Annotated in this window: 8 protein-coding genes; 2 read left to right on the forward strand and 6 right to left on the reverse strand. The window is 60.4% G+C overall.

What is annotated here, in order from left to right; all coding sequences use genetic code 11:
- Positions 1-106: 106 nt before the first annotated feature.
- Entirely contained in the window at positions 107-994 is an 888-nt protein-coding gene (hcaR, locus tag FVF58_RS35745) for a DNA-binding transcriptional regulator HcaR (RefSeq protein ID WP_149674430.1), read from the forward strand.
- Positions 995-1,054: 60 nt separating this feature from the next.
- Here the strand turns inward: hcaR and FVF58_RS35750 are convergent, their stop codons facing one another.
- The 5 genes from FVF58_RS35750 to FVF58_RS53260 form a co-directional block, all read right to left on the reverse strand.
- Entirely contained in the window at positions 1,055-2,488 is a 1,434-nt protein-coding gene (locus FVF58_RS35750) for a basic amino acid/polyamine antiporter (RefSeq protein WP_149674431.1), read from the reverse strand.
- A 118-nt stretch (positions 2,489-2,606) separates the two neighbouring features.
- Positions 2,607-4,130: an efflux transporter outer membrane subunit gene (locus FVF58_RS35755; protein WP_246217321.1), complete on the reverse strand. Its 1,524-nt coding sequence runs from the start codon at positions 4,128-4,130 to the stop codon at positions 2,607-2,609.
- Positions 4,097-7,156 (reverse strand): efflux RND transporter permease subunit, encoded by a 3,060-nt coding sequence (locus tag FVF58_RS35760; RefSeq protein ID WP_149674432.1) that lies wholly within the window; start codon positions 7,154-7,156, stop codon positions 4,097-4,099. The genes FVF58_RS35755 and FVF58_RS35760 overlap by 34 nt, the downstream gene beginning before the upstream one ends.
- Positions 7,153-8,124 (reverse strand): efflux RND transporter periplasmic adaptor subunit, encoded by a 972-nt coding sequence (locus tag FVF58_RS35765; protein WP_149674433.1) that lies wholly within the window; start codon positions 8,122-8,124, stop codon positions 7,153-7,155. Before FVF58_RS35765 ends, FVF58_RS35760 begins: the two co-directional genes overlap by 4 nt.
- 1,798 nt (positions 8,125-9,922) lie before the next feature.
- Entirely contained in the window at positions 9,923-10,441 is a 519-nt protein-coding gene (locus FVF58_RS53260) for a hypothetical protein (RefSeq protein ID WP_149674434.1), read from the reverse strand.
- A gap of 225 nt (positions 10,442-10,666) precedes the next feature.
- On the opposite strand from FVF58_RS53260, the gene FVF58_RS53265 reads away from it, so the two are divergent.
- Positions 10,667-11,947, forward strand: a complete 1,281-nt coding sequence (locus FVF58_RS53265; RefSeq protein ID WP_149674435.1) for an esterase/lipase family protein — start codon at positions 10,667-10,669, stop codon at positions 11,945-11,947.
- 113 nt (positions 11,948-12,060) lie between these two features.
- Here the strand turns inward: FVF58_RS53265 and FVF58_RS35780 are convergent, their stop codons facing one another.
- Positions 12,061-12,534 carry a histidine kinase dimerization/phospho-acceptor domain-containing protein gene (locus FVF58_RS35780; protein ID WP_149674436.1) on the reverse strand — a complete coding sequence of 158 codons (474 nt, stop codon included), beginning with the start codon at positions 12,532-12,534 and terminating at the stop codon, positions 12,061-12,063.
- Positions 12,535-15,621: the final 3,087 nt, after the last annotated feature.

Consider the following 15,621-nt stretch of genomic DNA (forward strand, 5'->3'; position numbering starts at 1 on the left):
GATCCGCCTCACGTAGAGGCGGCGGAGCAAATGATCACAGCCGCGAATCAGTCTGTACAATATTTAGTTTGTCTCATGCAAGTCGTTCGAACGATTATTCCCCGGCATGGAACTCCGACATCTGCGTTACTTCATCACGGTGGCCGACGAGTTGAATTTCACCCGTGCCGCCGCGCTGCTTCATACAGCGCAACCTTCGCTTAGCCAGCAGATCCGCGATCTCGAGAACGAAGTCGGCGTGCAATTGCTCGAGCGGTCGAACCGCAAGGTGGCTTTGACGGAAGCCGGCAAGGTATTTCTCGCCGAGGCGCGCGTGACGCTCGCGCAAGCCGACCGCGCGGTCGCGCGAGCGCGCCATGTCGCCCAGCAGCAGAACGAGACGGTGACGATAGGCTTCGTGCCCGCTGCAGAAGTTAGAGTATTTCCCACCATACTGCCGCGCCTGCGCATGCACTTCCCGGACGTGCGCGTCGAATTGCGCAGCCTGCCGACGATGACGCAGGAAGACGCGCTGCTCGCGAACGATATCGATGTCGCGTTCATGCGCGCGCCCGTGCATTCCGCGGAACTGGTCAGCGAGGTGGTCTTGACGGAGCCGTTGATCGCGCTGCTTCCGGCAACACATCCGCTCGCGCAGCTGGAACGCATTCCTCTACAGGCGCTCGACGGCGAAGCGTATATCAGTAGCGACCCGCAGTTTTCCGGGAAACTCTATGACGTGGTCGAGGACTACTACGCGAAGCACGGCTTGCGGCGCAACGTCGTGCAGGTTGCGTCGAATATTCTTCTCAATCTGAATCTGGTGGGCATGGGCCTCGGCTTTGCATTGTTGCCCGAGTATGTCGCCGCGCTGGCGGGCGAGTCGATCCGCTGCCGGCCGCTGGATGGCGATCCGCCGCGTATCGATCTTCTGATGGTATGGCGCGCCGATAACCATTCGCCCGCGCTAGCCAAGCTGCTTGAACTGGTGCGCGGGGTTGCCGGGCGCGGGTAACGGAAAGAACGCCGGACCTTGCGTACGTTGCTTGCTTCGCGGATACGGCGCGCGGTTCGCTCAGATCACGATGGTGCCGGTTATCAGACCGACGAGCGCGGCAAGGGCGCCGCACACCGCCACCGCAAAGATGATCCACTCGGCGCGGACAAAGACCGGCAAGCCGCGCTCGCGTCTGGCGAGGATGAACAGCACGGTGCCCGGCGCATAGAGCAGCGCCGACATCATCAGGAATTTGGCGCCGCCCGCGAATAGCAGGAACGCTGTATAGAGCGTCGCGAATGCCGCGATGAAGTAGTCGCGGCGCAATGCATTGCGCTGCGCCCCCCCCTCTTCGATGTCATGACGTGCCGCCTTGATGCCGTAGGCGGCGACAAGAAAATACGGAATCAGCGCCATCGAACTGGTCAGGTTGAGCATCAGCGCAAACGCGTCATTCGACCAATACGTGCTGATCACGAATAGCTGCACCACGCTGCTGGTCAGCCAGATCGCGGCGACTGCCAGCTTGCGCTCGTTTTGCTGGGCGAATATGCGCGGCATCGTGCCGGTGCGCGCGGCGGCGAACAGAACTTCGGCACAAATGAGCGACCACGCGAGGTACGCACCGAGGATCGAAACGATCAACCCCGCGCCGATGAATACCGAGCCCAACGGCCCAAGCAAAGCGCCGAGCACGGCCGCCATCGACGGCTGGCGCATCACCGCGATATCCGCGCGCGGCAACGCCGCGTAGGGCAGCAGCGTCACCAGAACCAGCAGACACAACACGGCGACGAATCCGGAGAGTGTGGCGGCGCCCACATCAGAGCGCCGCTTTGCATAGCGCGAATAGACGCTCGCGCCCTCGATGCCGACGAACACGAACACGGTGACCAGCATCGTGGACCGCACCTGCGAAAACAGGCCCGCATACAGCGCATCGCTGCCTTCCCACACGTTTGCGCGCAACATGTCGGCGCGAAACAGCACGATCAGGATGCCGATGAACAGCACGATCGGAATGACCTTGGCCACCGTGACGATGGTGTTGATCATCGTGGCTTGCTGCACGCCTCGCAGCATCACGAAATGAAACAGCCAGATGCCGACTGACGACACAGCGATCGCCGTCAGCGTATTGCCGTTGCCGAACGCCGGAATGAATGCGCCGAGCGTCGACTTGATCAGCACCCAGTAAGAGACGTTGCCGAAACAGCCCGCCATCCAGTAGCCGAACGCGGAGAGAAAGCCCGCATAGTCGCCGAAGCCCGCTCTCGCATACGCGAACACGCCCGCGTCGAGTTCAGGGCGCCGTTCGGCCAGCGCCTGGAAAACACGCGCCAATGCATACATGCCGATACCGGCCACACACCACGCGATGATCGCGCCGAGCGGCCCCGTCGCTCGCGCGAAGTTACGCGGCAGCGAGAAGATGCCCGCGCCCACCATTGATCCGACGACCATCGCGGTCAACGCGGGCAGCGACAGTTTTGTCTCGACCTGGGACGCCATTGCTCACCATTCAGAAAGGAGAGTTCTTCCGGTAAGAGACGAATGCGAAAGAGCACCGCGACTTGCCGCCGCGCTGGGCGATGGCGCGCCGCGCACGCGGCACGCTCCGATTCGCCCGTTACTGCGAAACCGGTGCGCCCGCCGTTGCGGGTCCCGCGGGAGGCTGCCGTGTACTCGCCGTCGGCTGGCCCGCCGTCCAACCGCCGCCCATTGCCCTGAACAGAGCAAACTGGGCTTGCAACTCGCCCACCTGCTCGCGCACTTGCGACGACTGGCTTTCGAGCAGCGACACACGCACCTGGTCGATATCCAGGCGACCCGTATCACCCACTTCGAAGCGACGCTGCACCTGAGTCAACTGGGTGCCCCGCTGTGTGACTTCCTCGTTGCGCGCGGCAAAGAGTTCGTCCTGCCGGTTCAAGCGTGCGAGCGCGCGCTCCACGTCGTACAGTGCGCCCAGTGCCGTCTTTTCATAATTGAGCATGGCCTGCTGCGCCTGGGCATCCATCGACTCCACCTGCGCGCGCCGGGCACCGAAATCAATCAGCGGCATCGCCATCGCTGCGCCGAACAGCCAGAAGGTGCTGGGGCCAAGACTCTGGCCGGCCAGTTCCCAGCCATTGCGCGCGAGCAGCCCGCTCAGCGAGATGGTCGGCCAATAGTTGAGGCGTGCGACATCCGTCTGCTTGACCGCGGCATTCACACGAGCCTGCGCCGCAATCAGATCGGGCCGCCGCATCAGCAGATCGACAGGCTGGCCTGGCGCGATCATGCCAAGTGCGGGCATCAGCGTATCGCTCTCGTCGAGGATTCCCGCGAAATCTTCCGGTTGCACGCCGCAAAGATTCTGCAAGTTCAGGCGAGCCTGGGCGATACCGTTCTGAACTTCCACCAGACGTGCGTCGACCTGTGCAAGGCCGGCGCGAGCCGCCTGAACGTCGGTGCTGAGCACCACCCCGGCCGTAAAACTTTTCTCAGCGATGCTGACGAAATCGGTGGCGATCGAATGGCTCTGTTGAAGCAGCGTGCGCTGGCGCAGCAGTCCGCGATAAGTCACGTAAAGATCGGCGACGCTCGACACCACGCTCAGGCGCACCGCTTCGGCGTCGCCGGCGGCCGCGCGCGCCTGTTCGCGCGTCGCCGAGAGGCGCGCGCGTCCCTGCCCGAACAGGTCGATTTCCCATTGGGCCTGTAGCCCGACTCGCCAGAAATTCGCGTCGGTGTTCTGGATACCCAGCACTTCCTGGAATTCGAGCTGTGTCTCACCGCCGCGGTATTTGGCGCCGCTGACTGAGGCGCCAATGGACGGAAGCAGCTGCGAGCGAGCCGCCCGAATTCCGGCTTGCGCCTGATCGACGCGGGCATACGCAATGGAGATATCGAAGTTGTGCGCGAGCGCAAGCTCCACCAGACGCGTCAGCGTGGGGTCGTTGTATTGGGTCCACCACGTCGCCAGTTCTTGCGGGGACATGGGTGCCGCCGCCGCGCTCTGCGTCTCCGAGTACTGCGCGGGGAGCGTGGCCGGCTTATCGAGTTGCAACGAGCCCGTGCATCCCGCCTCCAGTAGCAGGGCCGCGACCGCAAGAACGTAGTAGTGCCGCGCGCGCATCATGTCGCGTCCGGGCGTTGACCCGGCTCCCATTCCGTTTCCTTGATCGAAAACAGCAGCGCGTACAGTGCGGGCACGGCGACCATCGTAAGGATGGTGGCAAAGGCCAGGCCCGACATGATCGTGATCGCCATGTCCTTGAAGAACGGGTCCCACAGCAAAGGCACCATGCCGAGCGCCGTCGTCCCTGCCGAGAGCGCCACCGGCCGCAGCCGGCTCATCGAACCCAGCGTCACCGCCTGCATGCGAGGCACACCGCCGGCGATCTGCTCGTCGATCTCCTGCACCAGCACGACGCCGTTCTTGATGAGCATGCCGATCAGGCTAAGCAGCCCCAGCAAGGCCATGAAGCCGAACGCGCCGCGGAACAGCAACAGACCGAGGGTCACGCCGCAGATCGACATCGGCACCACGAGCAAAACGACGAGCGCGGGTTTGAGCCGCCCGAACATCATCAGAACCAGTAGCGCCATGCCGACGAAACCCAGCGGCAGCTGCCGGAACAGGCTTTCCTGCGCACGGGTCGACGATTCATGCTCACCGCCCCATTCGAAGCGATAACCGGAAGGCAGCTTGATGTTCTCGACCCCGGATCGTATGCGCCGGAACGCGTCGACACTGTTCTGGCCGTAGATCGGATTGGCGGAGACCGTCAGCGTACGGATGCGGTCTTCCCGCGCGATCGCGCCTTCCTCGGTGGCGATCTCGAAGCCATCGACCACGTCTCCCAGCGGCACATAGCGGCGCAAACCCGCGCTGAACACCTGCATGTCCTGCAGACCGGCAACGCCTTGCGCGAAATCGGGCGAGCGCAGCACGATCGGCAGCAACTGGTCGTTCTCGCGATAGATGCCGGCGGTCAGCCCTTCAGTCGCGTAGGCCAGCATGTCGCTGACCTGCCGCCGCGTAACGCCTGCCGAGCGCGCACGCGACTCGTCAAAGCGCGGCCGCACGACGCTGATCGGATTCTCCCAGTCGTCACGGATCGCGATGATGCGGCCATCGGCCTTCAGCACGTCCTTCGCCTCTTGCGACAAGCGGCGCAGCACCGCCGGGTCCGGACCGGAAAAACGCGCCTGAATCGCAGCGCCGCCGCCTGGACCGAAGTTCGGACGCGTGATGGTCCAGTGCTGTTCAGGGAAGCGCTTCTTCAGGTCCGCCTCGATCTCGGGGATCATGTCGTCGATGAGATTCGAGTCCGTCACGCCGACGATGAACTGCGCATACGACGTATCCCGCGTCTCCGGATCGTACACAAGGAAAAAACGCGTGGCCCCACCGCCTATATAGGTGCCGACCTGGGTGACGTCTTTATGCTTCAGCAGAATCTTTTCCACCTGCTGACTCTTCTCGGTCACCGCGCGAATATCCGCGCCGCGTTGCAAACGCATGTCGACATAGAAGATCGGCGTGGTCGACGCCGGGAAGAAGCTCTGCTCAACGAAACGAAACGCCCATCCCGCCAGCACGGTCAGCACGACGAGCACGACGATCACGCCCACTCGCCGTCTCGTGACCCATGAAAGCAGGCCGCCATAACGCTGGTACATCTTCCCCTTGAACGGGTCTTCCTGCGGGCCGCTTGCGGGCTTGAAAAGATAGGTGCCAAAGAGCGGCGTCAGGCCGATCGCGATCACCCAGCTAAACAGCAGCGAAATCGCCGCCACCGCGAACAGCGATGCGCAGAACTCGCCGACCGCATCCGGCGACAGGCCGATGCCCGAGAAAGCGAGAATCCCCACCACCGTGGACGCGAGCAGGATCCATTGGCTCTGCTTGAGCACCTCGGTTGCGGCATCGAGATGCGACATGCCTCGCTGCACGCGGACCAGCATGCCTTCGCAAACCACGATGGTGTTGTCGGTCAACATGCCCATCACGATGATCAGCGCACCGAGTGAGATGCGCTGCAACTCGATGCCCGCGGCGTACATCACTGCAAGCGTGCCGAGAATCGACAGGAACAGTTCCACACCGAGGATCACGCCTGCGCGCCAGCCGAGCCCGATTCCCAGCGCCACGCCGACAATCGCCACGGACAGCAGCACGTCGAAAATGAAGCCACGCACGCTTTCATCGACCACCTGAGGTTGATCGTAAAGCGAGTTCAGCTTCATGCCGATCGGACGATCGCGCTCCAGTTCGACCATCTTCGCCTTGATCTCCTCGCCGACTCTCACCACATTGACGTTTGCGCGCGCGCTGATGCCGATGGTCACGGCCGGTTGACCGTTGTAGTGAATCACGTGCGTGGGGATGGCCGCATAGCCGTGGCTCACGCGCGCGATGTCGCCGAGCAGCAGCGGCCCCGGCGCATTGCCGACCGGCAGCGAACGAATCGCCTGCAATGAATCGAGCGAACCGGTCGGCGCGATGCGCAGCGACAGATCGCCCACGCGCTCGCGGCCCGCAGGACGGATCTCGTTCTGCACGAACAGCGTTTGCGCGAGATCGTCGGTGGAAAGATTGTTGGAGATCAGTTGCGCCTGGTCGACTTCGACGGCGATCTGCTCCTGCTGCTCGCCGGCAATCACGATGTCGGACACATCGTCGAGCGTCAGCAACTGCTTACGCAACTCCCGCGCATACGCATACAGTTGCGCCTGGGTATAGCCTTCGCCGGTCAGCGCGTAGAACATCCCGTAGACGTCGCCGAAACGGTCCAGCACGATCGTCGGCGCGGCGCCGGGCGGCAGCCTGATTTGCGCGTCGGCGGCCGACTTGCGCAACTCGTCCCATACCTGAGGCAGTTGCGCCGACGTATAGGCGTCGCGAATCTGCACACGGATTTCCGAATAGCCCGGCAACGAGCGCGATTGCAGTGACTCGACCTGCGGCATCTGCTGGATCGTGCTCTCCATCCGGTCGGTGACTTCCTGCTCCACCTCGCGTGCGCTCGCACCCGGATACAGCGTCACGACGACCGCGGTCTTGATCGTGAACTTCGGGTCCTCCAGCCGGCCAATGTTGACATACGCGATCAGGCCACCCACCAGCGAAATGACGGTGATGACCCACGCAATGAGCGGCTTCTCGATCAGGGGGCGCGCGAGATTCATTGCGGGGCTTCCATGGGCCGGACCGCCATTCCCTCCTTCATGAACTGCGAGCCGCCTGCCACCACGCGGTCGCCGTCCGCCACTGCTCCCGACACCACCGCGTCATCGTTGCGGACTTCGCGGACGTTGACAGGTACAGCGTGCACACGGCCTGACGCGGCGTCGTAGCGCCACAAACTGCGCTGACCATCCGCGCCGATCGCCACGGCGGCCATCGGTATCGCGAAGTAGTTATTGTCACGCTGCACGACTTGGCGAGCGGTGTCCGAGATCTGCACGCGCACCGCCATCCCGGGGAACAGCATGGCCGCGGTGGTGCCTTGCACGGAGAACACGAGCCGGTAGCCGCTCGAGGTCGGCGTGGTCTGCGTGGTCCGTTCGCGGAACAGAAGCGGGAAGCGCGAGTCCGGGCGTTCAGGCAGCCACGCCTCGGCCCTGAGCGTTTTGTCGACCAGCAGCCGCTCCGCGATGCTTTGCGGAAGATCGACCCCGATATCGACGCGGCCGACGTTTTCAAAATTGAACGCCGGCATGCCCGCCTGCACGACTTGCTGGATCTCCACATTGCGACGCGAGAGCCGGCCGTCGAAGGGCGCGACGAGCCGCGTATTGCGCAGATCGCGGTTCGCCATGTCGCGTTGCGCGCGGGCGGCCTCCGTTGCCGCCGCCAACTGGTCGTAGCCGGCCTGCGAAAGGATGCCGTCTTTGCGCAGCACACCCTTGCGCTTCAGGTCGTCGCTGAGTTGCTGATATTGGGCGTTGGCGCGTTGCAGTTGCAGCTTGTACGGTTCTTCATCGATCCGCGCGATCAGTTGCCCGCGTTTCACCGACGCGCCTTCCAGCACCGCGATCTGCACGATCCGCCCCGCCACTTCGAACGCGAGCGGCGAAATGCTGGTCTGTTCGACACGGCCCGTGAAGATGCGGATGGCGGAGGCATCCGCCGGTGCGACCTTGGTGAGTTGCACGGCCGGCCTGTCATCGCCGCTCACCGTTTCAGCCCGTCTTTGACAGGCCGTGAGCGAGAGCGCAAGCACACAGCATGTCAATGCGACGCCGGCCCATCGAGGGGCACGCAGTGCATCGATTCGGTAAGCAATCATGGCGTTCTCGGCTGGCTTCTCACGCAACCCGTGTCGTTCACGAGGTGGCAATGCACCCCGAGCCTCGACGATATACGGGGCTTTATGTACCGATCAGAAATCCGCGGTGTTCCGTATCAGTAGACATGTCATACGGAATGTGCCGCACCGTCGACGGCCGCCTGCGGCCCCGGCAAGCGAAGCACCGCAGGGCATTCCTTTCGAAGTAGTGTGTTGGTGTGAGTTGTGCCTCCACCATCGAGGCCTGTTCCCGCGTGCGTGAATTCGTCCATGTTGACTCCCCACGCTCCAAGTTGATCCTGCCCGTCACTACACCGGAAAGTCAGTCGGCAAAGCGCCGACCAGGATGATCGAGCAGATCATCCATTTGGATCGAGAGACGATGACTGGCACACCATTGGCAAAAGCATCCTGACTCCGGGTTTCAGACATCTGGTCGAAATGCCAAACTGTAATACTGGTGCAAACTGAAGAAGATGAAGCGGGCTCGTCCAAGGCGTTGTATAAACGTCATTGCGCCAGAACTTCACAACGACAGCTTTTGCGTGTCGTCTGCTGCTGCGCGCGGCCGGCCGATTCCGTGCGACAAGCCTTCCTGAAAAAGTATTTAAGTTCCCAAACAAATCGTTGTCAAGAATTTCGCTGCTACCGTGCGGTTGAGGCGAGAGAAACCTTGATGCGGAGCACGTTCATCCAGATTGTTTTGCTTTTGTCAGTAAACATGTCAAAGATTACGACACACAGAAAACAGAAGTGCTTGTATCAGGCGGCACGCGAAGTTGTCATGAGCATGTCATCGTCTCCCGCGAAGTGCCTCGTTGTCGAAAGCGTGTTCAGACTGCGGGCTGCGCTGCATGCGCATTGGCATGATGGCTGATCGAAGCGGTCGCCGTCAATGACTTCCAGGCCGGCGTCGGGTGGTGTAGTTGTCTAGTGAAGACATTCTGCAAACCATGTAGGACAACGCAATGTGCGCCACCAAGGTTTCAATCATTCGAAGAAACCAGCGGCTAATGAGAATTCAATCTATGCCCGCATCCTCATATTCACTCAGTATTGCGCCCCTCCTCTGACGGCAGCTTGTTGCGTAAGCAATCTGCCAAGCGTACAGTACTCTGCGATGAATAATATGCGTGTGACTTTGCAAGTGCCGCGCATAAAACCGCATTTTATGAAACAAACCTGGTGCCGAATAAATGGCCCGAAGGGGCGATACCGCAGAGAGCTGATAGACCCTCCATCATTTTTCCGGTTTCCGTGGCCACGCATGCCATGGCCTGTGAACCCGGAAAGTCCCTGTCGGCAATGCGGCCATGGCAACAGTCCACTGCAAGACTACTGATTGCGCGGCACTACGGAAGGATGGCCCATGTTCACGTGGCCGCGTGGACCTTCCTGTTAGCGGATATGCGGAAGTCGGCCTGTTGGCAGTGCGGCCGCTGCGCCACTTGTCATCCTGGTGCGGCAGCCGATGACCCGGTGCGAAAGCTCCACTGCGGCGTCGGTCTTGCGTTCGGCGATCCGCGTGCCGAATCGTTCCCTTGAAGCAGAGCGTCAGCGGACTGAAGACACACGAACGCCTCGCATGGGCGCACGCATCGTCACGCACTGTTTCTCGGCATTGAAGTCGCGTTGGTCTACGTTCGCCCTGCTAGTCTGTCTTTTATCCGGCTGCGCGATGGTGCGCGTCAGTTCGCTCGGCCCGCAGCAGTACATCGCCATGCGCCGTGGCGATATTCTGTCGACCGGCCGACTCAGCGCGGCAACGCGAGACACACTGCGCGTCGCCGCGCTCGACGAGGTCCCTTGTCAAAGCACCCCGCAGGTCTGCATAGATACGATCACGACCGTACCGGGCATCAATGTCGACCGCCGCCTCGCCAGTCTGGCGGAGCTCTCGCTGCAAATGGCGATCGCCCAGACGCCCAACAACGGCCCCCCGTGGAGTGACGCGCAATTCGATTTGTGGCTGAGGACGGCCCGGTATGCGTACGCGTTTCTCTTTCTTGGTCAACGCACAGCGGGAGAACGAGCGTTCGAGGACCGGCAGACGCAAGTTCGCGACTACTACAACTACGCGGTCCAGGAACTTGCCGGCGCGCTGTTCCGGCGAGCCACGCTCGAAGCGAATTCCGGCAACGGTGATCCCGGGGTCCAGTCGATAGCGGGCTGGACCATTCATATCGACCTGAGCCGGCTTCGGCTGCCTGAAGGCGTGCGAGAGCTGCGCGAGGTCATTCCGGCCTCGAGGCTCTCGTTCGCGGGACTGCGCAGCATCTACCGACGCGACGGTTTGGGCGCGGAACTCGTCGCGGTTACCGGGGTGCCGGCTTCGGCTTCGGCTTCGGCGCAGGCTTCGGCTTCGGACGCAGCGGACGTGTCAGACGTATCAGATGTATCAGACGCAGTGGAAGCAACGAAAGGCAAGGCAGACACCAGCCGGAGTGCGACAAGCTGGTCGACACTACCGGCTCGTCCCTTCAGTGAAATGCCTTCCCCGAACGTCACCGTACTTCTTGCGTTCAACGCCGAGAACCTCGAGCAGTTGCGCAGCGCACATGACGTGGTCTTGACCGTCTACGATCCCTACCGCGAAAAGAGCGTTGAACGGCACGGCCAATCTGTGCCGCTGGCCGCCAATTTCAGCGCGGGCTACGGCATCTGGCTGGCCCGCTCCGGCTTTGCCGGACAATCTTTGCGCAACCTGTTTGGCCGGGCGCGTGCCATTGATAGTCCGCGCATCTATTTGATGCAGCCATTCGATCCCGACCGACGCATCATTCTGATGCTGCACGGCCTGGCCAGCAGCCCCGAAGCGTGGGTCAATGTCGCCAACGACATTCAGGGCGACGAGATTCTCCGGCAACACTTTCAGGTCTGGCAGGTCTACTACCCGACCAACGTGCCAATCCTCGTCAGCCTCGCGCGAATTCGCCGAGCGGCGCGCATCACGCTCGCGCATTTCGATCCGGCGGGCACGTTGCCGGCCTCTCAAGGGATGGTGTTGATCGGACATAGCATGGGCGGGGTGCTGGCGAGGCTGCTCGTCTCGACCTCAGACGAGGAGCTATGGACGACAGTCCAGGACAAGTACCTGCCCGACGGCACGGAGCTCGATCGCAACGACGAGCGGCTCAATCGTCTGCTGAGCTTCACGCCGATGCCCCAAGTCGAGCGGGCGATTTTCATCGCGGCACCGCACCGCGGCACACCGTTCGCCAGCAATCGCATTGCTCGCTGGGCGTCGAACCTGGTGCGCTTGCCCCTCGCGCTGCTGCATGAATTCGAAGACGTGATGCAGACGGCCACCAACAACGATGGTGGACAGAATGAAGGCCAAACTTTCCACGTTCCCAACAGCATCGAGCAGTTGCGCGAAACCGATCCGCTTATTCGCGCCACCGCGCAGTTGCCGATCAGCCCGGCCGTCTGTTTTCACTCGATCATCGCAAGACGCCGCCCGACTGGCCCTCTCGAGGATTCCGACGATGGCGTCGTCCCTTATCGCAGTGCCCATCTGGCGGGCGCGGTCTCTGAAAAGGTGATCGTCGCAGGACACAGCGTGCAGGAGACGCCTCAGGCCATTCTTGAAATCCGCCGCATCCTGCATGAGGATATCGAGCAAACAGCTCAAACAGGCGAGTCCGGATTTTTTGTGGGCTGCGAGCGCGCGTCGGCGATCCAATAGATGGTGATGGCGCTTCGACTTTTGGCTGCACACCCGCCGCGTGACTTGCACCGTCGAACCCGGTTCAGTTCCCCTTGCTCCCGGTGCTCGGAGTCCCTCGTACCGAGCTTCAATCATACGAGTTCAGAGTTCGGCGCTCCGCACCGCGATTTAGCAATTTTCTCTATCGATATCTGCGGTGGCTCGGTATAGATCTTCCGGACGGCGTGAACTTGAATGCATTGTCGATCGGATTGTTGACTATCTGCGAAACTTTGAGCGGGCCGAGTTGCAGGGAACTCGGAATTTCGGGCTCCATCACTTGCGTGGAGTTGGACCTTCTGCCGAATGGAACGCGCAGCGTGCGCTAGAACGATGCGCTCCAACGTGTCCGTCATCGATGCCCACTCCTCGTTAAGGCACATTTCATCCACGTCGATTTTCGAAAAGTCCATTGTGTCGTTGACGACCTGCAACAGGCCCGTAGCCGACACCTGCATGGCTACAACGCGCGCATACTGCGCCGGCGCCATTGGACCGGGCGCGATGAGTTCGATGCTCCCCGTGAATGAATCGAGAGGAGTGCGAATTTCGTGGGTCATGGGCATGGGCGATTCGAGCAGCAATCGCGCCGTGGTATGCACACTCTGCCGCTCGATCAATAGCTATTGAAACCGTCTTCCCAGATCTGGACCGCTTGCGATTCACCTGTAGCGAGGCGGCAAGGCGCAGCATATGCGCAACTACTGTTGCGCATATGACGGCGACAATCAGCAGCATGACGGCCATGGACGACACGTGGCACTCACGCTTCAGATGGCGCCCCAAAGCCATCAGCGTGCTAAGGAAAGTCCTTAGCGGACGGAGAATGTCGCTCCGTCTGGAAACGCCATTTAGCCAGCATGTTGTCCGGCGTCGACGCTTGCTTCAGGCGACGCAACGGGAACCGAAACTTGGGTTGGTCCATATCGTGGTTCGGCGCAATGCTGGCCGAATGAAAATCATGACGGCGCTGAATGCGGAAAAAGCAGGATAGCCGGTAGTCACGAGTGTGGTTGGCGGCCGTTCATAATCAAACGGACAGGGGGGCATGCTCACTTTATCCATCTGGTCAGATGTGGGCGGGGAAGAGAAGGCAAAAGCTGAAGTAACGAGGTCCCAAGCGTTGACTACGATAATCCCAAAGCAACAGCGAGCCCTACAAGATCTGCGGTTGTATCTGCGTGAAGTTTGCGCATGGTAGAACGCTTTTTTGCATAGCAATTGTCGGAACCGAATGGTTCAGACGTCGTGCAATGTTCGTCACCGAAAGCCCGAGCGCATACAGTCGCACGATCGCCAACTCTTTGAGCGACAGCGGCCGCGCCTGACGGAGAGGTTCGATTGTGGTTTCCTCTTGAGCCGACCGTGCCGCAACGCCTGCCGACAAACTCAATTCCTTCTTCGAGTCCGCGCGCAAGCAGGTCTGTACCTTTGCCGACGATGCCCGCAATACCCGTTTGTGTCATCCGATAAACAATGTCGCCATTAGTGAGCATCGTAAAGGCGACTTGATGCGACTCCGTATTCAGATGTTTGACCCCATTCTTCCGGAGTCCGTATTCGTCGGTCGGATTTTTGCTGCATGGCGAAGCCCTTAACGACGGAGGCGCGCGTCACTTCCTGGAGGACGGTAGGCAACTCGGTACCGGATTGAGCGGTTTCGACGACCCGGGATGGTGCCACCTCCTTCTCGAATGCATCCGGGACTGTAGTCCCGCCCCTACGTGCACAACAGCGGAGTCTGGGGCGAGGCGACGTAGTGCCGTTCGTATCCGCATGAGGGTAATGGTTCGAGGCGAGCGCAGTTTGTTCGTTGCTTGTTCGTTTTATCCGCTTAGGCACCGGAGTTAGGCAACGGGTTTTTTGGTAGCACTCGTAAGGCCGAAGGGAATATGTGCTGTGACGCAGCCGGGTCGCGTGGCGCGAGGGGCGTTCATAACTTGGCGCGAGCGAGTCGGTTCTGCGCTCTGCGGGGAATGATTGGACTTTTAGCGTCCCGATGCTCTAAAACACTAAGCGGGCAAGCTGTAAAAAGTGACGACGTTTTTTGTTTAGAAATGAAATACTGCAAACGGTGACATTATTCGCCCTCCCCTCTGTGAGCCAGCGAAGACCTTTATCTTCGGACCGGTCGGCTACTCGGCAAACGGCTGCAAAGTTGGCAGCCGATCGCAACACTACACATTACGTATCAACTGCTACATCCACTTGGTCTCGCCAATTAATTCCGAATATAGAGCGAAAAAACTGAGGATAGTCTCGGAGAGCAGCCTGAAATGTCGCCATTTCGTGAAACATATGCCGTCGTGCGATAAAAACCACATAGAAAACATTAAGTTACTGACCTGACGCGATTTTCTGAAATGTTTCACGGGGCGTTTTCTACAAGGTGGCCGATTAATGAAGAGGCGACGCGGTATTTAGCCTGCGTCAGGTTCGACTTCGAGCATCAGCGCTCTTCTCCCGATGGTTCATTTCTCGAAAGAGGAACATGCCTGGTAGTCTATCGCAGTTCACGAGCATTACTTCCTGCGAAACCGTATGATCGGGCCCCAATTATTGCTCTCAGTGACTAGCTAGTTTCGTACCCCATCGTACCGTACCGATCCAATCGGTAACCGGCCAACGGCTTTCTAACCCGTGCCGGTCAAGGCGCTTCTCTTTGTATATTGCGATTCGCAGCGATCGAATATCGTAAAGTTCGTGGTCCACTTCAAGGCTGTGGCGATGCGCAAGCTAACCCGGGCTTCCGTTGCAGCTGCGCACCGAATTCGCTTGTGAAAACGTTGCCTTGGTTTCTGCCAGGTTTGCGATATTCGTCGTCAGGCCGCAGCGTCCTGTTGACTGGAAATTTTTCGCAACCTCGAAAATGATCTGGGCATTGCGGGCACGAGCGTGGGCTATGAGTTCTGTCTACAGCATCGACATATGTCTGATGGCGGTCAAGCCGAGAGGTGCGAGCAGAGCCGCCCGCAACACCGCAAGTTACGCAGGCGGTAAGACATCCGAGTTGTTGTCCCAACCAGCACGGAATCGGGTCCGCAATGCTCGCATGGACCATAGCGGCGCTTGAGTGGCGCAACGCTTTGGCCAAGTTGCCCTGCCCCTAAGGTGGTCACTATCGCGTGACGGATATTTCTAGGTGGCGGTAGGCTGGCAAACGCCTCAACACACACAACGTGAAATAGTCTGGCACGCGGTTCACCTCAAGTCAGGGGGCCCCCGCGCGTAACCGATCACGCGAAGAGCGGCAACGCACAGACGCGCAAGATGCGGGCTCAGCTCTGAGAAGCATCCGGGCCCCCTCGCCAACTCTCTCGCAAATCTACGTGCCCCCTTCCGGACCGTAAGAGGGAGTCGGCACGCGCGAGTCACTTTCCACCACCTTTTAGGATTCATTAAACGACGTGCTTTGACATTCGCAGGCTTTGACTTTGTGTAAGAGCGGTAAGAGCGCCGGTTCCGCGCGATCTACTCCAATAGGACCTCAAAGGTTCAGCGTCACCGCTATGAACGAGCTGCGTCACCGATTACAGATACATGACTCGCAAAACCAAACTTTGTGGAGCGTGGACCCTGAGCATAAGAACAGCGACCATCGTATCTGCTCTCCTGCTGCCGAACGGCTCGGGATGTTCTCCCAATTACCTCTT

The sequence above is a fragment of the Paraburkholderia panacisoli genome (assembly GCF_008369935.1).
GTDB classification, from domain to species: Bacteria; Pseudomonadota; Gammaproteobacteria; order Burkholderiales; family Burkholderiaceae; genus Paraburkholderia; species Paraburkholderia panacisoli.